We start from the raw sequence: 21,541 nt of genomic DNA, 5'->3' as shown, positions 1-21,541 counted from the left end.
ATGTCTCCTCTAAATTCTAGTTAAACTATTCCTTCATTTTTGATCAGTTTGTTAACTCTTCTTTTACTAAGATAATCCTAATATCTTCATCACTTTGCTCCAAGTCTACTTTCTGATCTCTTGCTAAAAACAATGCTGCAAAGAAGCATCTGATAGAATCTACCTGATCTAATTCAGCAATGATTTCTTGAAGTACTCCAAACCCTGTTAATGATATTTTCTTCATTATCAAATCCTCGTACTTCCCAATTATACTTTCAAGTGATATGAAATAATCTTGGAAATCTGGTGCTTCAATTGGCTCAATTCCTATTCCTTTGTTTCTTCTTGATTGAGGATTTGCAATTGTGCCAATAAGATTTTGAAGCAATCCTAACAAATCATCTAATGATACTGGATATGTTGATTCATGCCTGTATGGAATATCTATTAGTTCTATATCTACGTCTGTTCTTTGACGCATTGGTTTTTTCTCCATTGCCGCTTTTTGTAATGCAAAAATACTTTCAACTTTCATCCTATAAATCAAGGACGATGACAATGCTGCCATTCCTGCAACTTTGAGATCTTTCCTATCTGTCTTTTCAAGAATTTTCATTAATAAATTCAAAATCTTGATTAGATCAATATCCCAAACATCTTTTTTTGCATTAGATAATGGACTGAATAGAATGTTTATTGGCTCTTGAGAAATACTAGTAGGATTTGGTACTTCACTCACATTTCTACTCTATGTTTATTCAATAATATCTAAGGGCTCTATTTTTTTCTCATTTCCAGTCAACTCTTATATTATCAATATGAAAAATTAATTTATGAAATCTGCTAGGATTACAGGCCCAAACGAACCTCTTGCTGTATCTTCAATAGAGACTCCAAAGCCTCATGGTGATCAGGTTTTAGTCAAAGTAAAATCTGTGGGAGTTTGTCATAGTGATCTACATCTTTGGGAAGGTGGTTATGATCTTGGAGATGGTCAATTTATGAAAGTGACTGATAGAGGTGTAAAATATCCTGTAACTCCTGGACATGAGATTGTTGGTGTTGTTGAAGATTTTGGTAATGATGTATCTGGAATTTCAAAAGGAGATGAAGTTTTGGTATTTCCTTGGATTGGTTGTGGAGAATGTCCTGCGTGTAAAGTAGAGAATGAAAATCTATGTGATTCCCCCAAATCTTTAGGTGTTTTTCAAGATGGCGGATATTCTGATTATGCTATGATTCCTAATTCTAAATATTTAGCAAATCTTGATGGTGTTAATCCAGATGCTGCAACTTCGCTTGCATGTTCTGGACTAACTGCATACACTGCAATTAAAAAATCAAATCAAAACTCTCCAAAATTTCTTGTAATTGTTGGTGCTGGTGGACTGGGATTAATGGGTGTACAAATTGCAAAGGCTATCACCAAAGCCAAAATTATTTGTGTTGATTTGGATGATGAGAAATTGGAAACAGCTAAAAAAATGGGAGCTGATTTTACAGTTAACTCCAAAGATTCTGAGACGGCTAAAAAAATTCTATCTATCTGTGATAATAAAGGTGCAGATAGTGTTGTAGATTTTGTAAATGCACCACCAACTGCAAAACTCGACTTTGCAATTCTTAGAAAGCGAGGTAATCTTATTCTTGTTGGTTTGTTTGGGGGATCATTCGAATTATCTCTTGTAACAATTCCTCTAAAATCTATCATGATTCAAGGTGCATATACTGGGAATTATCGTGATATGGTAGAACTGCTTGATCTTGCAAGAAAAGGAATCATAAACCCTGTAATTTCAAAAAGATATACTCTTGATGAGGCAAATACTGCCTTGGAGGATCTTAAGGCACGAAAAATAATTGGACGTGCTGTAATTAATCCCTAGTTTAGTGCGTTATTGCAAAATCTTGTTGCCTAAAAAATGCATCTTCTTAATATGCATAAAACCGATTTGTAAAATTTTATCCAGTCTTAATCTAATTTCTTAAAGACAAAAAATTCACTACAAATTAAGTTAAAAATATAATCATTTAATTAAATTTTAAAAAACCCTGTCTGAAAAAGACAAGGAGAAAATTCTACTATTCGGATCCTTTTCTCTTCTTTTCTTTCTCAGTTTGTAATTTAGCTAATTCTAATTCTTCATTAGTATGTTTGAATTTCTTCATTCTAATTATGCTTGGAAATTTAGATATAAAAACTGCACATATTGCAGATCCTAAACCTATGCCTGAAAGTCAATACCCTACTGAATAAATTGGTTTTTTCCCCTCTATTCCAAGATTCAAATTTTTTATCGTGATCTCTGCCATTTTAGTTCTAGTTTCTTTTGTAGAACTCCCTATATGGGGTGCAAGAACGACATTTTGTAATTTTACTAATGGGTGATTTCTTCTGATTGGTTCCTTTTCATAAACGTCCAATCCTGCACCTGCTATCATTTTTTTCTTTATTGCTGTAACAAGATCTTCTTCGTTGATTACTTTGCCTCTTGCTGTGTTGATCAAAAATGATGTTTTCTTCATCTTTTTAAAAATTTCTATATCTAAAAGATGCTCTGTTTCCTTTGTATAGGGTACATGAATTGAAATGACATCGCTTTGAGTTATCAATCTTTCAAATGAAACATATTTTGCATTCAATGACCTCTCTTTACTTTTTGAAACATGCTTTCTGTTATGGTAAATTAATTTCATATTGAATGCTTTTGCTCTTTTTGCTAGTGTTCCACCAATTCTACCAAGACCTAAAATCCCAAGTGTTTTCCCTTGAAGATCAACCCCTACATAATCAGATGCACCATAAATCACATTCCATTTTCCTTTTCGAATAATTCGATCTCCTTCTGAAACTCTTCTTAAAAGATCAAGCAACAATGAGAATGTTAAATCAGCTGTCGCATCAGTAAGTACGTCTGGAGTATATCCTACACGAATTTTGCTCTTTTTTGCATATTCGACATCTATGTGATCAAAACCTACACTATAGGTACTGATAACTTTAAGATTTTTTGCTAATTCTATTGTTTTTTTGTCAATTTTATCGTATGGGAAGCAAATTAATCCATCAATCTCTTTGATCTTTGATTGAAGTTTTGATTGAGGAATAGGAATTTTTCCAGAATGGATTTCTATCTGATATCTTTTTTTTAACTCATTTAATGCAAAATCGTGTAAAGTTCTTGTAAGAAAGACTCTCTTTTTCACTAGTCTTGAGATTTATCTCAAACCATTTATACGATTTCTTTGTAAATTATACATGTCTTCTAAAGTTGAAGAAGAGGAATTTGCTATATGTGTTGAATGTGGGAACTCTATTGAAAAATGTATGTGTGTATGTCCTTATTGTGGTGAGCGTGATAAATGTGAATGTGCATTATTTGATGCTGCGACAGGTGGCTAGGAAAGTTAACCGGATACTATTAATTTTCAGGAAATGGTATACTTTCTATGAGTTCTATTGATTTTTCTTGGTTAATTGGAGGTCCACAAGGAAGCGGTGTTGAATCTGGCGCAAATGTGTTCTCAAAAGTTTGTGCTGCGATGGGTTATCAAGTATTTGGTAAAAGAGAATTTTATTCAAACATCAAAGGAGAACATAGTTACTTTACAGTCAGAATAGCTGACAAAAAAATTCATTCAAACATTAATGATGTGACCCTGATGGTATCCTTTGATGCTGAAACAATCTTTCGTCACTTCAATGAGGTTGCATCTAATGGTGGAATTATCTATGATTCCGAGTTGGAGGGTATTGATACTGAAAAAGTTCACACTCTTGATGCACCATTTAAAGATAGACTACACCAATATCTTGAATCAAAAAATAAACCCTTTACTATAGCCGGAGTACTTGAAATTGCTAAAGAAAAAGGCATTACACTTTATCCCGTGTCTTTTAAGAATATTCTTGAAAAACTATCTGAAGAAGTAGGTAACCCAAAGTTGCGGGGTCTTGTAAGAATGTATAATGTGCTTGGAGTTTCTTTATCTTTGGGATTAATCAAAATGCCTGCTGATCCATTACTCAATTCACTTGATGATATATTTTCAAAAAAACCTAAAATTGCTGAAATAAATAAACAAGCTGCAAATTATTCCTATACTTACGCAAAAAACAATTTTCAAAATTTTAATTATACGTTAACTGGAACACAAAAAGAATCTGGAACTATACTGGTCCAAGGCTTTCAAGGAACCGCTTTAGGGAAAATGGTATGTGGTTGCAGAATGCAGTCATACTATCCAATTACACCAGCTTCAGATGAATCTGTTTATCTTGAATCCAATGAAATTTTGGAAATCATCGATGATAGACCTGGGTCTACTGTTGTAATTCAAACAGAGGATGAAATCTGTGCAATAGGAATGACTATCGGTGGCGCATTAACTGGAACACGTTCTGCAACATGTACTTCTGGTCCTGGATTTGCATTAATGACTGAAATGCTAGGATGGGCTGGGATTAATGAGGTTCCTGTTGTTATAACAAATTATCAAAGAAGCGGACCTTCAACTGGACTTCCAACTAGACATGGTCAAGATGACCTACTTTTTGCAGTATTTGCAGGACACGGTGATTTCCCAAAAATTGTTTATGCTTCAGGTGATGTTGAGGAGAGCTTTTATGATACTGGAAATTGTTTTAACTATGCAGATATTTTCCAAGTTCCTGTAATTCACATGATGGATAAGTTCCATGCAAGTTCTGTACTTACATGTGATCGATTTGATCCTCAAAAAATTTCAATTAACCGTGGTAAACTCTTAGAAAAAGTAGATAATGACTATAGACGATTTGAATTTACTGATGATGGGGTGTCTCCTCGTTCTAGATTGGGGATTGATAATGGGGTGTTTTGGAATACTGGTGATGAATCCGATGAGTATGGTCATATCTCAGAAGACCCTGTTTTACGTGTAAAAATGATGGACAAAAGAATGTCTAGATTGGATTTGATCCTAAAACAGATTCCACAATCAGAGCAAGTCATATCATTTGGTGTTGAAGATTATACTGTCATTTCCTGGGGTTCTGCCAAGGGTCCTATATTGGATGCAATTGATATGCTCAAAAAAGAAGGAATTTCAATTGGGTATATCCAGCTAAAACTAATACATCCATTTCCAGCATATTACGTTAGTACATTATTAAAAGATACTAAAACAATAATCGATATTGAAGCTAACCATTCAGGCCAGCTTGGAAAAATATTCAAACAAAATGTTCAACGTGATATTGATTACTTTATCTTAAAATACTCTGGAAGAGCAATGACTAGTACTGAAGTTTATGATTCACTTAAGAAAATTATTGAGAATAAAGCCAACAAACGGGAGGTTCTAATGCATGGCGCTTAAACTTGCTGATTATAAAACAGATGTACATAATGATTGGTGCCCTGGATGTGGAGATTTTGGCATAGTTAACGCTATCCAAATGGCATTAGCTGAGATGGGAATTGAACGTGACAAGGCTGTTATGTTTTCTGGTGTTGGCTGTTCTGGTAAGACTTCACATTTTATCAACACTTATGGTATTCATACATTACATGGACGAGTTTTGACCTTTGCACAAGGTGCAAAGATTACCAATCCTGAGATGACAGTAGTTGCAGTGGGTGGTGATGGTGATGGTTTGGGAATTGGTGCTGGTCACTTTGTTGCAGCTGGAAGACGAAATGTGGATATGACTTACATAATTTTTGACAATGGTGTTTATGGTTTAACAAAAGGACAAGCATCTCCTACTCTAAAACTTGGAGAAAAAACAAAATCTCTACCTTCTCCAAATACAAATTCTAATGTTAATCCAATTGGTTTGGCAGTTGCAAGTGGTTTTACATTTGTAGCTCGTGGATATTCTTATGATGTTAGGCATCTGAAAGATCTAATAATTAAAGCAGTAAATCACAAAGGTCTTTCATTTCTGGATGTTTTACAACCATGTCCAACATACAATGATCTTAACACTAGAGACTGGTATGCTGGAGCCGATTTAGTTGAAGAGGCGCAACAAAGGCATTCTAGAATTTATAAACTAGAAGAGCAAGGATATGAGCCAACAGTTCATTATAATTCTGAAGTTGAAGTAAACGAGAAACTGTCCCAAGCACTGATTAAATCCCTTGAATGGGGAAATAAAATACCTATAGGCATATTTTACAAAAATGAACTAGTCTCGCCATATACTGTGAGGTTACAAGATAAAATTCCTAATTATCTTGAAAACCCTCCTGCAAAACAAAATATTTCTAAAAACGGTCATCCTAATACTGATATTTCAAAAATATTGGATTCGCTAGAAGTTTAAACTGTTGTCTTTAACCTAATAAGTTATAGGCAAGTTTCATAGAACAATATTTTGCATTTGAATATCAATGAATCTAATAAAATATTTAGAAAATCCATTATCAAAGGATTTTTTGAACCTCAACTTGTTAATCTTGATTTTAAAAAATCTGCAGTAAAACACCCTACAATAAATGATGATGGCTTGATGCAATCTGATCTTCTTCATGTATTTTTTGATATAGATACTGGGTCTGATTACCCCGATGGAGATGAATGGTTTATTGTTGAAATGCTTTTTCCTCATGATGTAAAACTCCCTGATAACTTGAAAGGCATAGATTATTTTACCACTCTTTCAGTTGGAGATGGGAAAAAAACTTTCTGGCATCATCGTGAATTAATTCGCTACAAGTACGGAAAATCAAAAAAATTGGATGATGCACTAGAGTTTTTAGAATCAAAATACAAAGAACTTCATGGATTATTAGAACCATTACAAAAAGATCTCAAGTGATCTCATTCCATGAATTTCCTCTGAATTCAAATTTCTTATTTTTGGATGTTGCTGTATTCAGACGCCATCTAATTGATTCCGAATCAAACTTGTAGATTATTTCTGTAATCTCTGATGGTAATTTTTTCGGATCTAGATGATATGGTAATAATTCTAAAACAAAATCAATTTTTTCCATGGCATTATCAAACCATTGTCTATCTTCAATATCTATTGTAAATACGATTCTAGGACTCCCAGAAAAATTAATTCTGATTTTCAAAGCATTACCACTACCTCGTCTACGTTTCATCTCTTTGAAAACTGCCTTGACTTTTTCCCATCGCTTAAAATCAAACCATTGAAAAAATTCTTCATTAAATGGAAGCGGAATTTCCATATCTAATGAACTCACAAAATTATCATCATCAGAATCAATTTCTTCTTGAATTATAGTAAAATGTGAATTTAGAAATCCATAAAGAACTTCAATCTCCCATGGCGAAATTCCATAATATCTTAATGTAGTTTTCAAATCTTCAGTCAATAGATAAAAATCATCAAAATTGTAATTAAATCTTCAGTAGTAATGAAAAATAGTCTAAATTCACCTTAAAATTAAAATTATATGTAATGATGTGATAATTCGGATATGAAAAAAGAATATGTTGTAAAAAGTATTGACTCTGCACCTGATGGAGCACCATATGTAGTGATCTCTTTGTCCTCAATTAAAGATCTTAAAGAAGGGACTCAAAACCCACCATCACCTTTCGGTGCCCCAAAAGTAATGGGATTTACAAACATGAATGACATGATGAAAGATCTAAATAAGATGATGTCAGGAATGGGTGGTGGATTTGGAATGCAGTCAGGTGTTACTCAATTAAAACTTGAAATGCACGAATACAAAGATATGGGTCTCTCAGTTGGAGATAAAGTCTATCTAGAGCTAAGTAAGGCTGAAACTCTTGGTGTATAGATTTTACCAGATTGTGTTAAAATACTTCCAACCGTAGAAAGCAGTAATTGTTCCAATTACAAATAACATTGGTTTCCATGCAAATACTGGAATGCTTGGTGTCGCTAGTTTAACTTTGTAGTTGTCAACTATTGCATGGATGTTTTTCTTAATTTTGTTATGCCAAATACTATATTCTACTTGATATTTTTTCAGAATTTCTTCTACTTCATAAACAACTGGAGTTCTTTGAGAGAACAAGTGTTGCAGGTAATCTCTTGAAACTTCTACTTCCGCATGAATTCCAATCAATCCTTTCTTCAAATCAACCAATCTTATATGCATCTCCCATGGTTTTTTTAATTTTAGATTGAGACCATTTCCTATTTGTCCTGGTTGTTTATGTTCAAACTTAACTTTGGTAAATCCTTCTTCTTTGAAAATTTTCATTAATTCTTCAAAACTTTTTTTCACAACAATGTGTAGTTGTTCTACGCCTTCTTTACTATCTGCATCAATCTTATGTTTTAATCCATCAAAAAATGAAATTGTCTTGGGATATGTTGTAATATATTCCATTGCTAATTCCAGAAAATACCAATATTTAAAGCAGAAGTAAATAGGCAGTTAACTGCTTGGAGGGTTTGACAAACCTCTTACATATACACATTGATCTGGTGATATTGCAGTCTCTGATGGTAATATCTTTTTGTCTGTAAGTTTTGCCTCTGAATTTCTTACTATGGCAAATGGTTTTGATTCTCCTCCCTCACCCATCTTGTGATTTCCAATTGTTGCAAGATTGTCTACTACTGCCTGGAATGTAACCTTTAGCGGGTTGCCCTCAAGATCTTTTTTTGCTCTCATATCCAAAACTGGTTCAATTCCTGCACAGGCAACTGCAACCCCTGATGTACCGATTCTTGCAGGCATTAGTCTGCTGTCTACTAAAATAACCCCAACATGAATGAATAATTTTAGAAATACCTTTCTACGAATTTGTTCTGCAATAAGATATGGGTCATTTGGGTATAGTATCACACTGCCTTTTTTTGCATTTGACTTGTCAATTCCAGCATTTGGCGCTATTATGTTATCTGAAGATGTAATTACAAATCCTCCTATTCCGCCAAAAATTTTATCTGATTCCCTAACTATGACCTCTGCAATTTCTATTTTTAACTGATATTTTTTTGAAATCTTCATACCTTGCTCAGACACTCTGATCTTTTCTAATTCTACAATTCGTCCCTGTGAATTTGAAATGTATTTTGTTGAAATTACTATGACATCTCCTTCTTGCAATTTTGTATTGTTTTTATCTAGTGTATTTAACAATGCATCAAAAACATCAAATTCTGATTCCATTCTGTCAGCTAAAAGAGGTATTACAGTTAGGCTCATGATTATTTGATATTCTTCTTTTCTTTTTACTGTTATGAATTAAACTTCAAAATTATGACCTGTTGAGGAATTTTTATTATGATGAATACTACAAAATTCTAATTGTTTTTTGTATTGTTGGAGGTCTGTTTATGATTATTGAATGGGCTAAGTCTGATTTTGATGTATACAGGATCTTTTCTTGCAACAAATGTAATGTCTGATTATGAAATTCCTCAGTTTCTAGTATCTTTCTCCCTTGCACTTAGTTCATGACTGTTAGAGGAATCTGTGTTTTTTGGAATCCAATATTTTTTGTCTGGCAACTCTTTCCTGCTTATTGGCACTGGATTTGTTTGGTCTGTTGCTCATTTATTTAGTTCAGGTAACTTTACAGTTGAGATTCTGGCATATGGAATATTTTTGCTGATTGTGTTAATAGCCTTGATGTGAATAATCATAATCATAAATTTAGGGTTTAATGTCTGGTAGTGTAGTAAAAGCAGAATTTACATGCCTGATAATATCTTGAACGTTTACATCTCTTTCGGCAGATATTAAGACAAGATATTCATTAGTTGGAATACTTATCATGGTAACATTACTTCTTCTTGAAACGATATAGTCTACAGACCCTAAGTGTTTATCAAAATCTTTTCTCATCATATATTCTAACATTAACTGAACATACATCCTACGATTCTCTTTATCTGGTAGCAATGATGTGATTCCTTCTTTAAAGTCCCCTGCAATTTTCCTTCCCATTTTATTTAATACTCCAACAAATCTAATCTTTGGAAGACCTAAAACTTTGTGACAAGCTTGCTCTAAATTTTCAATTGAAGACATGATATTATATCCATAGTACATAGATAAAAAGAATATAATTTCATTATCAAATTAAATACAATGTCTAGAAATTAATTTTTTTGATTTTTTTACCCCTTTTTGAAATATTTAAAATCTTGTTTTTATACTTTGAACTTCTTTTCAATTTTAATTGAAATTTAATGCTTTGGAACCAACAAAAATAGGCATAAAAATAAGCGTGGTTATCTATAATCCGTATTTTTTCCAGGATATCGATGTTTCTGATTTTATATATTTCGTTATCCATTTTAATACCAAAAAATAAACTATTGTCCAAAAATTGATACCAAAGAAAAGTATCATTTTATCTGTAGTTTTAAACAAAGATCAGAAATTTCTAAAGAAGCATTTGATATTCACCAATTCCAAAATATAGAGCAGCCTTAAATCAAATACTTTAAAACTATTTTTTTTGAAGATGGATAAAACACTAAGTTCATAATGAAAAGTAGTTAGAAAGTATTCTATACGGATATTTGTTATGGAATTAATTTTCAATTTTTTATTTGTAGGAGGCGGTCTGGCTATGTTATACTTTGGAGCAGATTGGTTAGTCAAGGGCTCCATTGCCATCTCAAACAAACTAGGAGTAAGTCAATTGGTAATTGGATTAACTGTAGTAGCTTTTGGAACCTCTGCTCCCGAACTTGCAGTGAGTATATCCTCTGCAATACAAGGCCTATCTGATGTTGCTTTAGGGAATGTAGTTGGAAGTAATATTGTAAACATTGGAGTAATTCTAGGTGTTTCAGCAGTCATTAGCCCAATAATAGTTTCAAAATCTACAATTAGGAAGGAAATCCCCTTGATGATTGGAATTTCATTTCTGTTATTTGCAATAATTCTAGATGGTAAAATTGATTTTATAGATGGTGTGTTGCTTGTTGTAGGTATTATTATTTTTACATGGTACAGTTATCGTAGCTCAAAGAAAGATGCTGATATTGAAAAAATCCCTGTTGCACAAGTATTACAAAAAAATGTCTTTTCAAAATCCATTATATTTATGATGGCCGGTTTATTGCTCTTAATTGGAGGATCCTTTCTTACTGTTGACAATGCAGTAATTATAGGAACAAGTTTTGGAATATCAAAATTATTCATGGGATTAACAGTAGTTGCAATAGGAACATCATTGCCAGAATTGATAACGTCAATAGTTGCTGCACGAAAGGGGCATGCAGATCTTGCTGTTGGAAACATTATAGGAAGTAACATCTTCAACATCATGGCAATACTAGGAATTTCATCACTAATTTCAGGTATAACTGTTAGTGAACAAGTACTAATTGATGTAGGGATAATGTTGGCATTTAGTCTTGTATTAATCCCAATAATGCGTAGTGGTTTTATCATATCTAGAAAAGAAGGTATTTTTCTGATTGCAGGATATGTAGGTTATGTAATATTTTTGTTTTATAGACAGTAATTGTTTATTGTTGAGTGCAAATTTATGTTAAATTTACTTTGAATTCTTAAATTCTAAATTAATTTGATAACTAGACTTCAGAGCATTATAGTCTAATTGCAAATATTATCTAATTTGAAAATTATACCATATTCAACTCTGGGAAACTTATCTAGTTATCTTTACTTTGAAGTCCTGAGCACATATGCATTGAATAACTATGGAATAGTTAACATTATTTCTTTATTCTCTTAGTTGATTTTCCTGATAATATTGTCTGAATCTTGTGCGCTCTATTGCAAGTAGGTATGATCTGTTTCTTGTCTTTAACATGGAATGAATTTCGTTAATTACTGGTATTTACCTGATCTTTTCTTGTCTTCTGTGAGGAATGTGTGTGTTATTCAAGGCAGTCTCTCTAAAAAGAATGTCCTATTGATTTTTTTAAGCATATTTTGGATGTAGATCTCATATATGACATTCTTGAATCAGACACAAGTCGATTCTGTAAAGCTTTTAATCTGTAGAACAAGTTTTTTTAATTATGAATATAGTTGAGAAGATTCTTGCACGTTCGTCTGGTAAATCCAAAGTGTCCCCTGATGATGTCGTTTTTGCCAATGTTGACAAGGTTATGATGCATGATGTATCTGGTCCAGGTGTAATTAAGGTCTTTGATAAACTAAAGAAACATGGTATCTCAGTTGATAAACTATGGAATTCTAAAAAAGTTTGGGTAGCTGAAGACCATTTTGTTCCTTCAGCTGAAAAAATATCTGCTGAAAATATTGTCAAATTGTCAAACTTTACAAAACAATATGGGATTGAAAAACATTTCAAATACGGAATGGGTCAGTATGGAATTTGTCATACTATATCTCATGAAGAGGCAATGGTAATGCCTGGTGATGTTTATGTTGGTGGTGACTCTCATACAAACACAACAGGAGCACTAGGTGCTTTTGCATGTGGATTGGGGCATACTGATATTGCCTATGTCTTATTGAATGGAAGAATTTGGTTCAAAATTCCAGAAACTTTTTACTTTAAGTTAAATGGCAAATTGCCTGATCATGTTATGGCTAAAGACTTTATTTTAAAAATTATTGGCGACATAGGAACTGATGGTGGTGCATACAGAACAATGCAATTTGGAGGAAGTGGGATTGATGAAATGTCTGTTCAAAGCAGATTAACCATGTGTAATATGACTACTGAAGCAGGGGCAAAAAATGGAATTGTCGAGCCTGATCAAAAAGTAATTGATTATCTTACTCGTAGAGGTGCTACAAATATTAATTTGGTAAAAGGCGATGATGATGCTGAATACGAAAAAATATTTGAATATGAGGGATCTGAGATGGAACCAATTGTTGCAAAACCATTTTCTCCTGCAAACATCTCAATTGTAAGAGAATCTCCCTCTGTTGAATTAGATAAATGTTATATCGGTTCTTGCACTGGTGCAAAATACGAAGATTTGGAAGCTGCTGCAAGAATCCTTAAAGGAAGAAAAGTAAAGATTAGGACAGAAATATTACCTGCGGCAATCTCGATTTATCAACGTGCCATGGAAAATGGATTATTGAAGATTTTCCTAGATGCAGGTGTAACTGTTGGACCACCTACATGTGGAGCTTGCTGTGGTGCACATATGGGAGTGTTAGCAAAGGATGAAATATGCATTAGTACTACTAACCGAAATTTCCCAGGGCGAATGGGTCATGTTGAATCTCAGACTTATCTTTCATCACCTTTAGTAGCTGCAGCATCTGCAGTAACTGGAAAAATCACTGATCCGAGGGATTTGAAATGAAGGGCAATGTGATAAAATACGCACAGGATAACATAGACACTGATGTGATTATTCCAGGGCAATACCTAAAAGTACATGATTATACAGAACTTGCAACTCATGCAATGGAAGGACTTGATCCTAATTTTCATTCAAAAGTAAAAGAAGGTGATTTTATTTTATCTGGAAAGAATTTTGGTTGTGGTTCATCACGAGAACATGCTCCTATTGCTTTGTCTCATTCTGGAATAAAAGCAGTACTTGCATTATCTTTTGCAAGAATCTTTTACCGAAATGCAGTTGATGGTGCATTTCTATTACCAATCGAAATTGAACAAGACGCATATGATGAAATTTCAGAAGGCGATGAAATTGACATTGATATATCTACTAACAAAATTGAGAATATAACAAAGAACAAAATATACAAAATGAAGCCCTTTTCAGAAATTATTGGAAAAATAATTTCTGCAGGAGGTCTCTTCAAATACCATCCAGATCGAGATTGAAATGGGAAGGACTCTATTTGAAAAAATCTGGGAATCTCACATTGTTGTTGAAAACCAAAACCATCCCTCTTTAATTTATGTGGATAGACACCTAGTCCATGAAGTGACATCTCCTCAAGCATTTGATGGTTTGCGCTTGAACAACAGAAAAGTTCGTCGACCAGATCTCACTATTGCGACCATGGATCACAATGTTCCTACTAATGATAGGTCTCTTCCAATTTTAGATCAAACTTCTGCAATTCAAATTCAGACGTTGGAAAAAAACTGTAAAGATTTTGGAATAAAATTGTTTGATATTAACAGTCCTAATCAGGGGATTGTACATGTAATTGGCCCTCAACTAGGAATTACTTTGCCTGGAACCACTATTGTCTGTGGTGATAGCCATACTTCTACACACGGAGCATTTGGAGCCCTTGCTTTTGGCATTGGAACTAGTGATGTTGAGCATGTATTGGCATCTCAAACTTTGTGGCTAGAAAAACCTACTCCCTTTGAAATTAGAGTTGAGGGAAAACGAAGGAACCCTCATGCGGTAACTGCCAAAGATATCATATTGTCTATTATCAAGCATATTGGAACTGGTGGCGGTACAGGTACTGTGATTGAATACCGTGGTGAAGGAATCACTGATCTTTCTATGGAACAGAGAATGACGATTTGTAACATGTCTATTGAAGCAGGTGCCAGAGCAGGTTTGATCGCACCTGATGAAAAAACATATGATTATCTTAGAGGCCGAAAATACACCCCTAAAAATTATGAATCTCTAATAGATTCATGGAGAGATGTTTTAAAAACTGACAGTGATGCAAAATTTGAAAAACAATTTATCTTACATGTTGATGATATTGCACCTCAGGTTAGTTGGGGAACAAATCCTGGAATGACTTGTGATGTAACTGATTCTGTTCCCTCTGCAGATGACTTCTCTAAAGGAGATCCAAATCAAAAAAAGGGAGCTGAAAAAGCACTTGCATATATGGATCTTATACCTGGAACCCCTCTTGAGGATATTAAAATAGATAGAGTGTTTATTGGTTCATGCACTAATGCACGGTTAGAAGATCTTATTGAAGCATCCAAAGTAATCAAAGGGCAGAAAATTTCTCCACATGTCAGAGCTATGGTTGTTCCAGGATCACAGATGGTAAAAAAACAAGCCGAAGAGATGGGTCTTGATAAAATTTTCATTGATGCAAACTTTGAATGGCGTGAATCTGGTTGTAGTATGTGTCTTGGAATGAATCCTGATATTTTATCCCCTGGTGAAAGATGTGCCAGTACATCAAATAGAAATTTTGAGGGTAGACAGGGAACTGGCGGGCGTACACATTTGGTAAGTCCCGTGATGGCAGCAGCAGCCGCAATCAAAGGACATTTTGTTGATGTTAGAAAACTGGATTTGAGTTAATATGGAATCCTTTAAAAAAGTGACAAGCGTTGTAACACCACTTGATAAGATCAATGTAGACACTGATCAAATTATTCCAAAACAGTTCTTAAAATTAATTCAAAAATCTGGATTTGGGAAATTTTTGTTCTTTGATTGGAGGTATGATGAAAATCAAAATAAAAGGCCTGATTTTGTATTAAATAATTCTCAATACGCTAATTCTAAAATTCTTGTAACTGGTGATAACTTTGGATGTGGGTCAAGCCGAGAACATGCAGTTTGGGCTCTGCTTGATTATGGTTTTTCTGTAATTATTGCCCCTTCTTTTGCAGATATTTTTTTTAGTAATTGCTTCAAAAATGGGGTTTTACCAATTTCTTTGGATGAAAAAACAGTTGAGAAACTTCAGCATGAAGTTAGACAAATTACAATAGATTTAGAAAAGCAACTCATCATAACTCCTTCTGAGAAAATATCATTCAAGATTGATCCTCACAAGAAAAAAATTCTCTTGGAAGGATTAGATGATATTGCACAAACTTTGCAATATGAAGACAAAATAACTGAATTTGAGAAAAATTCTAACATTCCATCTATTTTGATTGATAATTGAGTAAAAACTTGTGATTTCTAGTAGTAGAGCATACCTCGTATTTATTTTGATTATTTTTTGATGTTTATTTTATTGTGGTTTCAGTGTTACCCATTTTTTGTTCTTTTCTATATTCCATCTTTAACCAAATTGGCGTTATGATGGTTGTAACTGCTACCATAATTATGATTGTTGAATACACTTCTGAAGTTAAAACTCCTGCAGTGACACCGACTCCAGCAACAATCAGTCCTACTTCCCCTCTTGAAATCATTCCTATTCCAACTCGCATTCCTTGTCTCTTACTTTTCAAAAACATCATTGCAGGAAGTCCACACCCAAACAACTTTGTTACAACTGCAACTACGATTATTACACCACTTAACATCAAAATATTCAAATCAACTGCTCTAAGGTCTACCTGTGCTCCAATTATTGAAAAGAATAATGGTGCAAAAATTAAACCAATTTTTCCGACATAGTTTTCTACTTTTTCAAATACTTTTGTAGTGGACAATGCCATTCCTACTGCAAATGCTCCTACAATGGGTGAAAGTCCTATGGATCCAGCTAACGCTGCTGCGCCAAAGAATGATGCAGTTGCTATCCCTTCAACACTACCCTTTGCTTTCCAAAGCCTTGGTGTAATTATTTTTGGGATTATGACTACTGCTACTATTAACATTATTGCAAAGAATCCTAATACTTGCAAAATTGTAAACATGATTTCAGAAATGTCAATGTTATCTATTCCGCCGTCAGATCCTGCAATAGATGTTACAACTGATAATACTGCTATTGCCAAAATGTCATCTACTACTGCTGCACCAATAATGAGTCTTGCCTCTGGTGTTTTGATTTTACCAAATTCACTCAATACTTGAATTGAAATTGCAATACTTGTAGCTGTGAGTGCTGTTGCAATTAACATTGACTGTAATGCGTCAAAACCAAACATCTGAAAAACAACAAGACCTGCAAAGAATGGGACTACTACTCCAAGTGTACCTACTGTAAATGATGCTTTTCCGCCTTTGAGAAATTCTTTTGGTGTCATTTCTAATCCTGCCATGAACAAAATTACAATTGCTCCCATTTCTCCAAGTATTCTTATTTCATCGTTAATCTGCAGCAGTTGTTTCCCATCTATAACGAAAAATCCGCCTAATGCAAACGGACCTACAATCATTCCTGCCAAAAGCTCTCCTAAAACAATTGGAAGTTTTAATCTGAGGAAAAGTTCAGCCATGAGTTTAGCTGCAAAAAGAAGAATTCCTACACCGATAATTGTTTCAATTAAGTGAGCCTCTGCTGCCATCTTTCTCTTATTATGCTTAAGAAATCTATCATATAAGCTAAATTAGGTTAAAAATTATTTTGTTATTATTAAATTAAGCAATTTTTTTTGAGTTTACAAAAACTCCTTTATTTGAAACTATTCTTCCTATCTCTTGACTTAAAATTTTGTATTTTTTGAACGTTGATTTGATCCGTGTAACCTGATCTTTTGGTGCAATTACACAGAATCCAACTCCCATGTTAAACGTCTTGTACATTTCTTCATCTTTGACTCCTTGTTCTTCTACTAATCTCATTATTGCTGGTGTTTTTGGTAGAGAATCTATCTCGTAACCTATTGTTTTTAGTCGTAATAGTTTGGTAAATGCACCACCTGTGATATGTGCAAGACCGTTAATTTTACATTTTTGAATCATTTCTAGAACTGGTTTTGTGTATATTTCTGTAGGTTTTAACAATGCATCTCCTATGGTCCCAACTCCTTTGACTTTATCCTTTACAGAGTATTTTCCAAGAATCGCTTTTCTTGCAAGTGAGTATCCATTAGAATGAATGCCAGAACTATTTGCACCTATTATTATATCTCCTGGTTTTATTTCCTTTCCAAGAATCATGTCTTTTTTTTCTAGTAATCCTACTACCATTCCTGCTAAATCAAATGCAAATCCCTTCCCTTCAATCACATCTGGCATTATCGCTGTTTCACCACCAACTATTGGCATCGCAGATTTCTTTGCACCTGTTACTAATCCCTCCATAATTTTTTTAAATATGGTTACATCGTTTTTGTTTGCAGCTATATAATCTACAAATGATATTGGTGTTGCACCGATACATATTATATCGTTTACATTCATTGCAACACAATCAATCCCTATCGTATTGTATTTTTTCATCATGTTTGCAATTACTACTTTGGTTCCGACTCCATCAGTATGTGTTGCTAAAAGTTTACCCCCTGGAATTTCTACAATCCCTGCATAATGTCCGAATCCATGTGTTATCTTTGCTTTTCTTTGAAGATTATGAGTTGATGCAATTAATTTACCAATTACTTTTTGACTTTGTTTGATTTTAGAAATATCTACACCTGCTTTCTTGTAGGTTAGTGTCATAGTTTGATGCGTATTTGATATGAATAAAAGAATTTGCCTATTTTAAATCACATATACATTCCGGCTATCTCTTCTCTATGTTCTACATATTTCTGAGATAATTTACTAAATTCTGAATGAATCCTATCTTTATCTTTTCTTAGCTCTGATGTATCGATCTTCATATCATAGAATTTGCTAAGTGCTTCAATTAATGTTGCAGCTGCGGCAGAATCTGGTGATACACTATTTGCTTTTGCTAATAACGTTAAACCTTGAATTTCCCTTACTAGACATTCATTTAGTATGCCTCCTGGTATACCTGTGATGAATCCCTGTGGGATCATTCTGATGTCTTTTTCTGCCATAGTTCTTACTAGATCTTCTTCAGCTGCACAATATGCCTTATCATCGTGTTCTGTACTTGCAACTCCATCTAAAATCACTATTTCTTTAGAACCTTTTTGCTCTGCCCAATCCAAAATTGAAGATACTAGTGAATACAATCCCTTCATGTGCAATGTTATCTCACAAATTATCGTACAAATTGTTCCTTCTTGATTTGCATAAAATCTGAATGGATGACGTAATCTACCTCTCATAAAAACTGTTGATGGTGGAAGATACTTTGATCTCATCACTCCGATCTCTGACATTTTTAACTCTATAATTATATGGTTTATCGCAACTGGGCCTACAAGACCTGCACCTACAAAACCTGCAAAAATTATTGGACTCTTTAATTCTATTTTCTTTAACTCAAATACTTCTGCTTCTGGAAACTCTCTTTGCATCTTTTTACTTTTTTTATTATGTTTAATTGCTTTAACCACTAACTTTTGAATGCTTTGAGTCAGTTGCTTTTCAGTACTTTTCTTTTACTTCTACCCAAATTTCAGTTTATACATGATCAAAATTAAATAAAAATTAACATTCCAATCTGGCTCTATCTTACAATGCTAATTTTTGGAATTGTTTTCAAACAGTTGCACTATTTTGGTAATTCTCTTTATGTATAAAGAGATTTAACATGATCCTTCCTTTGTCTGTAATCGTGTATATCATGTTTGATCCAACTGCTTCTTTTTTTATAAATTTGTAATCCACACATAGATGTAGATAGCTTAGGAATGATTTTTTCATTCTGATTTTTGATTTTGAATACAAATCAGAAAATGTCATGGGATTTCCTTTAAGCTGATACAATAATTTTAACAGTGACAATGTACTGTAATCTCTTGTCCTTGCTTTTACTGCATCGAGAATTTGCTCATCTCTTTTTATGATGAAATCCTCGAATTGATCTGCTACCTCTAGCGGGACATATGTTAGTCTTGCTCGCATCATACCGTATAGTACGGTACATTACCTTATTAGTCTTTAACTTGAGTTTTATTGATCTTTACATCTGATTTTTTTATACCTAATTTCATTGATAATTGTGTTTTTGCTTAATTGCGATCTAATTTTTATGCTTGATAACAACCTACTCTCATAAATAGGGCTTTTTTTTCAAAATTATTTGTGAAAAAAATAGAGGCTGTGAATAACTAATGATCTAATTTTCTGCCTCATTACTGTGATTTTTCTTTTGTAGCAATATCATATGATTCCTCTATATTGGTGACAAATATTTTACCATCACTTTTTTTACCTGTGTGAGAAACTCTGATGATCTCTGTGATTACTTCTTTGATCTTAGAATCTGGAACTACGGTCATTACCACATCCGTTGAATTGAACTCAATTTGATGTCCTCCTATTTCTGGACGTTCGCCTTCACCTTGTCCTAATGATTGAATCATTGTTACTCCTTCAACTCCTATTTTTCTAATTGCGTTTACTACTTGTTTTGAAACTTCACTTTGAACAATAGCTTCTACTTTCTTCATAATTTTTGTCTTCTAATCTAGATTTAAAAAGGTACTTTAGATTTGCCGTATTTTTTATTTAATTTGAATGTAAACGCTGAAATATTGCTAAAATTTCAGGGTATAAGGAGATAAGTCTTGAGTGAAAAATATGACCAATTATGTGAGCAAGTCATTCAATTAGATCCCATGATTCGATTTGCAGGTATTGCAAATAGCAAGGGTGAATTGATATCAGGAGGTCAAAAAGATAACATTGATCAAATATTGAGTACTGATGAGATGAAGATGTCAATTCATTATGCCTTACAAAAACGAGATCTTTATACTAATTTGGCATATAGAATTGGTCATGAAAGATCTGCTATCACTGAATATGATAAAGTTTCTTTAATTAGCATACCAATTAATTCTAATGATCTGTTTATGATTAGCACTGAACCTAGAGCAGATTATTTAAAAATAATTGATTATGTCCATTCTACTCTTGAATCTTTAAAAGATCCAAAATAATTATCTGTCTTACCAAAATCTGTAATAAATTGTATCTGAGACACTTTTACGATTGACTGGAAATGCTAGACTTGTAAAATAATTGATTATCATTTCATTTAAACTACCATGCATTGAAATCTTCTTGTGGAAATTATTCTAAATGGCGTTTTGACAATAGTTGGAATTGCGATGTTATGTTTTGGTGGAAACTGGTTAGTTAGTGGCGGTGTAACTATTGCAAAAAAATTCCGTATAAATAATCTTATTATTGGAATGACTATTGTAGCATATGGGACTTCCACACCTGAGCTTGCAGCAAGCATTGCCGCATCTGGAGAACACAGTGCAATTATTTTGGGAAATATAGTTGGAAGTAATATTGCAAATATTGGACTGGTGGTAGGTTTAGCTTCAGTTCTTGTCCCATTAGCGGTAAGCAAATCTTCATTAAAAAATGACATCCCAATCATGTTGGCCGTTTCTTTCTTACTCGTATTGATTTCAATTGATGGTGAAATTTCACAATATGATGGAATTTTATTACTTGGTGTGTTGGGTGTATTTGCATTTTATACTTACAATGATGCAAAAAAACAGCGAGAAAATAGTCTTGAAGAAATTGTTTTAGAAAAAAATAACATTTATTTGAAATCTGCAGGTTTTATTGGACTTGGTATTGTTCTTTTGTATGTTGGTGCTATGCTAACAGTTGACAATGCAGTGATTTTGGCAAAAGAATTTGGCCTATCTGAAAAAATTATAGGTTTAACTGTAATTGCAATTGGGACTTCTCTGCCTGAACTAATCACATCTATGATTGCAATAAAAAAAGGTCATACTGATATTGGTGTTGGAAATATTATTGGAAGTAATATCTACAATATTTTAATGATTATGGGTGTAGGTGCTGTTCTTGGTGGAGTGATAGTATCATCTGATGTCTATATTGATTATGCTATCATGATAATTTTTAGCGCATCTCTATTAATTGCATTAAAAACTGGGTTCATCAATAGGACTATGGGTATATGTTTGACTATAGGTTATTTTGCATATCTTATTGTTACTTTTTTCAAATAGCATTTTGCTTCTCGCA

The 21,541-nt window shown here is 33.4% G+C and carries 24 protein-coding genes; 13 read left to right on the top strand and 11 right to left on the bottom strand.

The annotated features are described in order from the left end of the window. Positions 1 to 43: 43 nt before the first annotated feature. On the bottom strand, positions 44 to 721 hold the full coding sequence (locus OEM44_04665; protein ID MDH3516092.1) for a chromosome segregation protein ScpA: 678 nt from the start codon (positions 719 to 721) through the stop codon (positions 44 to 46). Between the two features lie 94 nt (positions 722 to 815). On the opposite strand from OEM44_04665, the gene OEM44_04660 reads away from it, so the two are divergent. After that, positions 816 to 1,868 carry an alcohol dehydrogenase gene (locus OEM44_04660; protein ID MDH3516091.1) on the top strand — a complete coding sequence of 351 codons (1,053 nt, stop codon included), beginning with the start codon at positions 816 to 818 and terminating at the stop codon, positions 1,866 to 1,868. A gap of 352 nt (positions 1,869 to 2,220) precedes the next feature. On the opposite strand, the gene OEM44_04655 is transcribed toward OEM44_04660, so the two are convergent. Beyond that, positions 2,221 to 3,189 (bottom strand): D-glycerate dehydrogenase, encoded by a 969-nt coding sequence (locus OEM44_04655; protein MDH3516090.1) that lies wholly within the window; start codon positions 3,187 to 3,189, stop codon positions 2,221 to 2,223. A gap of 52 nt (positions 3,190 to 3,241) precedes the next feature. Here OEM44_04655 and OEM44_04650 point away from each other — a divergent pair, with 52 nt between their 5' ends. Genes OEM44_04650 through OEM44_04635 form a run of 4 tightly spaced genes read left to right on the top strand, consistent with a single transcriptional unit; the run spans position 3,242 to position 6,790 of the window. Beyond that, on the top strand, positions 3,242 to 3,385 hold the full coding sequence (locus tag OEM44_04650; protein ID MDH3516089.1) for a hypothetical protein: 144 nt from the start codon (positions 3,242 to 3,244) through the stop codon (positions 3,383 to 3,385). A 47-nt stretch (positions 3,386 to 3,432) separates the two neighbouring features. Further along, entirely contained in the window at positions 3,433 to 5,343 is a 1,911-nt protein-coding gene (locus tag OEM44_04645) for a 2-oxoacid:ferredoxin oxidoreductase subunit alpha (protein MDH3516088.1), read from the top strand. Next, a complete protein-coding gene (locus OEM44_04640) occupies positions 5,333 to 6,295 on the top strand; it encodes a 2-oxoacid:ferredoxin oxidoreductase subunit beta (GenBank protein MDH3516087.1) in 963 nt (320 codons plus the stop codon). The genes OEM44_04645 and OEM44_04640 overlap by 11 nt, the downstream gene beginning before the upstream one ends. A gap of 51 nt (positions 6,296 to 6,346) precedes the next feature. Beyond that, positions 6,347 to 6,790 (top strand): hypothetical protein, encoded by a 444-nt coding sequence (locus OEM44_04635; protein MDH3516086.1) that lies wholly within the window; start codon positions 6,347 to 6,349, stop codon positions 6,788 to 6,790. On the opposite strand, the gene OEM44_04630 is transcribed toward OEM44_04635, so the two are convergent. Beyond that, a complete protein-coding gene (locus tag OEM44_04630; GenBank protein ID MDH3516085.1) occupies positions 6,783 to 7,316 on the bottom strand; it encodes a hypothetical protein in 534 nt (177 codons plus the stop codon). The two genes, OEM44_04635 and OEM44_04630, sit on opposite strands and share 8 nt — an antisense overlap. Before the next feature lie 105 nt (positions 7,317 to 7,421). On the opposite strand from OEM44_04630, the gene OEM44_04625 reads away from it, so the two are divergent. Further along, entirely contained in the window at positions 7,422 to 7,751 is a 330-nt protein-coding gene (locus OEM44_04625) for a hypothetical protein (protein MDH3516084.1), read from the top strand. A gap of 3 nt (positions 7,752 to 7,754) precedes the next feature. Here the strand turns inward: OEM44_04625 and OEM44_04620 are convergent, their stop codons facing one another. From OEM44_04620 to OEM44_04610, 3 genes are all read right to left on the bottom strand, one after another. Then, entirely contained in the window at positions 7,755 to 8,309 is a 555-nt protein-coding gene (locus tag OEM44_04620) for a hypothetical protein (protein MDH3516083.1), read from the bottom strand. A 48-nt stretch (positions 8,310 to 8,357) separates the two neighbouring features. Further along, positions 8,358 to 9,134: a coenzyme F420-0:L-glutamate ligase gene (locus OEM44_04615; GenBank protein MDH3516082.1), complete on the bottom strand. Its 777-nt coding sequence runs from the start codon at positions 9,132 to 9,134 to the stop codon at positions 8,358 to 8,360. A gap of 450 nt (positions 9,135 to 9,584) precedes the next feature. After that, the gene (locus OEM44_04610) at positions 9,585 to 9,962 is read right to left on the bottom strand and encodes a hypothetical protein (GenBank protein ID MDH3516081.1); all 378 of its coding nucleotides are present in this window, start codon (positions 9,960 to 9,962) and stop codon (positions 9,585 to 9,587) included. 502 nt (positions 9,963 to 10,464) lie between these two features. Here OEM44_04610 and OEM44_04605 point away from each other — a divergent pair. The 5 genes from OEM44_04605 to leuD (OEM44_04585) all read left to right on the top strand — a co-directional run bounded on the left by OEM44_04605 (position 10,465) and on the right by leuD (OEM44_04585) (position 15,707). After that, on the top strand, positions 10,465 to 11,412 hold the full coding sequence (locus OEM44_04605; GenBank protein ID MDH3516080.1) for a calcium/sodium antiporter: 948 nt from the start codon (positions 10,465 to 10,467) through the stop codon (positions 11,410 to 11,412). A gap of 523 nt (positions 11,413 to 11,935) precedes the next feature. Beyond that, complete coding sequence (locus OEM44_04600; GenBank protein MDH3516079.1) at positions 11,936 to 13,207, top strand: 3-isopropylmalate dehydratase large subunit; 1,272 nt, start codon at positions 11,936 to 11,938, stop codon at positions 13,205 to 13,207. Then, positions 13,204 to 13,695 (top strand): 3-isopropylmalate dehydratase small subunit, encoded by a 492-nt coding sequence (gene leuD / locus OEM44_04595; GenBank protein ID MDH3516078.1) that lies wholly within the window; start codon positions 13,204 to 13,206, stop codon positions 13,693 to 13,695. The genes OEM44_04600 and leuD (OEM44_04595) overlap by 4 nt, the downstream gene beginning before the upstream one ends. Position 13,696: 1 nt before the next feature. Continuing rightward, a complete protein-coding gene (gene leuC / locus OEM44_04590) occupies positions 13,697 to 15,112 on the top strand; it encodes a 3-isopropylmalate dehydratase large subunit (protein ID MDH3516077.1) in 1,416 nt (471 codons plus the stop codon). A 1-nt stretch (position 15,113) separates the two neighbouring features. Further along, entirely contained in the window at positions 15,114 to 15,707 is a 594-nt protein-coding gene (gene leuD / locus OEM44_04585; protein MDH3516076.1) for a 3-isopropylmalate dehydratase small subunit, read from the top strand. 64 nt (positions 15,708 to 15,771) lie between these two features. Here the strand turns inward: leuD (OEM44_04585) and OEM44_04580 are convergent, their stop codons facing one another. The 5 genes from OEM44_04580 to OEM44_04560 all read right to left on the bottom strand — a co-directional run bounded on the left by OEM44_04580 (position 15,772) and on the right by OEM44_04560 (position 19,971). Next, the gene (locus OEM44_04580) at positions 15,772 to 17,004 is read right to left on the bottom strand and encodes a cation:proton antiporter (GenBank protein MDH3516075.1); all 1,233 of its coding nucleotides are present in this window, start codon (positions 17,002 to 17,004) and stop codon (positions 15,772 to 15,774) included. Positions 17,005 to 17,077: 73 nt separating this feature from the next. Then, the gene (gene purM, locus OEM44_04575; GenBank protein ID MDH3516074.1) at positions 17,078 to 18,100 is read right to left on the bottom strand and encodes a phosphoribosylformylglycinamidine cyclo-ligase; all 1,023 of its coding nucleotides are present in this window, start codon (positions 18,098 to 18,100) and stop codon (positions 17,078 to 17,080) included. A gap of 47 nt (positions 18,101 to 18,147) precedes the next feature. Beyond that, positions 18,148 to 18,873, bottom strand: a complete 726-nt coding sequence (locus OEM44_04570) for a PAC2 family protein (GenBank protein MDH3516073.1) — start codon at positions 18,871 to 18,873, stop codon at positions 18,148 to 18,150. A 184-nt stretch (positions 18,874 to 19,057) separates the two neighbouring features. Beyond that, entirely contained in the window at positions 19,058 to 19,426 is a 369-nt protein-coding gene (locus OEM44_04565; GenBank protein ID MDH3516072.1) for a DUF4364 family protein, read from the bottom strand. 227 nt (positions 19,427 to 19,653) lie between these two features. Continuing rightward, positions 19,654 to 19,971, bottom strand: a complete 318-nt coding sequence (locus tag OEM44_04560; protein MDH3516071.1) for a P-II family nitrogen regulator — start codon at positions 19,969 to 19,971, stop codon at positions 19,654 to 19,656. 117 nt (positions 19,972 to 20,088) lie between these two features. Between OEM44_04560 and OEM44_04555 the strand changes: the two genes are divergently transcribed. Together OEM44_04555 and OEM44_04550 are read left to right on the top strand one after the other, a co-directional pair. Continuing rightward, positions 20,089 to 20,463, top strand: coding sequence for a hypothetical protein (locus OEM44_04555; GenBank protein MDH3516070.1), 375 nt, complete (start codon positions 20,089 to 20,091; stop codon positions 20,461 to 20,463). 126 nt (positions 20,464 to 20,589) lie between these two features. Continuing rightward, a complete protein-coding gene (locus tag OEM44_04550) occupies positions 20,590 to 21,525 on the top strand; it encodes a calcium/sodium antiporter (GenBank protein ID MDH3516069.1) in 936 nt (311 codons plus the stop codon). The last annotated feature ends 16 nt before the right edge of the window (positions 21,526 to 21,541 follow it).

Source organism: Nitrosopumilus sp., assembly GCA_029862745.1.
Taxonomy (GTDB): domain Archaea; phylum Thermoproteota; class Nitrososphaeria; order Nitrososphaerales; family Nitrosopumilaceae; genus Nitrosopumilus.
Note: the sequence above shows the minus strand (reverse complement) of the source record. Positions and strands in the feature narration are given on the sequence as shown.

Excerpts from the sequence above, each read along its gene's own strand:
- OEM44_04570 (MDH3516073.1), bottom strand. The coding sequence starts at position 18,873 with ATGCAAAGAGAGTTTCCAGAAGCAGAAGTATTTGAGTTAAAGAAAATA.
- OEM44_04600 (MDH3516079.1), top strand. The coding sequence starts at position 11,936 with ATGAATATAGTTGAGAAGATTCTTGCACGTTCGTCTGGTAAATCCAAA.
- purM (MDH3516074.1), bottom strand. The coding sequence starts at position 18,100 with ATGACACTAACCTACAAGAAAGCAGGTGTAGATATTTCTAAAATCAAA.
- OEM44_04620 (MDH3516083.1), bottom strand. The coding sequence starts at position 8,309 with ATGGAATATATTACAACATATCCCAAGACAATTTCATTTTTTGATGGA.
- OEM44_04615 (MDH3516082.1), bottom strand. The coding sequence starts at position 9,134 with ATGAGCCTAACTGTAATACCTCTTTTAGCTGACAGAATGGAATCAGAA.
- leuC (MDH3516077.1), top strand. The coding sequence starts at position 13,697 with ATGGGAAGGACTCTATTTGAAAAAATCTGGGAATCTCACATTGTTGTT.
- OEM44_04560 (MDH3516071.1), bottom strand. The coding sequence starts at position 19,971 with ATGAAGAAAGTAGAAGCTATTGTTCAAAGTGAAGTTTCAAAACAAGTA.
- leuD (MDH3516078.1), top strand. The coding sequence starts at position 13,204 with ATGAAGGGCAATGTGATAAAATACGCACAGGATAACATAGACACTGAT.
- OEM44_04625 (MDH3516084.1), top strand. The coding sequence starts at position 7,422 with ATGAAAAAAGAATATGTTGTAAAAAGTATTGACTCTGCACCTGATGGA.
- leuD (MDH3516076.1), top strand. The coding sequence starts at position 15,114 with ATGGAATCCTTTAAAAAAGTGACAAGCGTTGTAACACCACTTGATAAG.
- OEM44_04610 (MDH3516081.1), bottom strand. The coding sequence starts at position 9,962 with ATGTCTTCAATTGAAAATTTAGAGCAAGCTTGTCACAAAGTTTTAGGT.
- OEM44_04660 (MDH3516091.1), top strand. The coding sequence starts at position 816 with ATGAAATCTGCTAGGATTACAGGCCCAAACGAACCTCTTGCTGTATCT.
- OEM44_04650 (MDH3516089.1), top strand. The coding sequence starts at position 3,242 with ATGTCTTCTAAAGTTGAAGAAGAGGAATTTGCTATATGTGTTGAATGT.
- OEM44_04580 (MDH3516075.1), bottom strand. The coding sequence starts at position 17,004 with ATGGCAGCAGAGGCTCACTTAATTGAAACAATTATCGGTGTAGGAATT.
- OEM44_04640 (MDH3516087.1), top strand. The coding sequence starts at position 5,333 with ATGGCGCTTAAACTTGCTGATTATAAAACAGATGTACATAATGATTGG.
- OEM44_04645 (MDH3516088.1), top strand. The coding sequence starts at position 3,433 with ATGAGTTCTATTGATTTTTCTTGGTTAATTGGAGGTCCACAAGGAAGC.
- OEM44_04565 (MDH3516072.1), bottom strand. The coding sequence starts at position 19,426 with ATGATGCGAGCAAGACTAACATATGTCCCGCTAGAGGTAGCAGATCAA.
- OEM44_04605 (MDH3516080.1), top strand. The coding sequence starts at position 10,465 with ATGGAATTAATTTTCAATTTTTTATTTGTAGGAGGCGGTCTGGCTATG.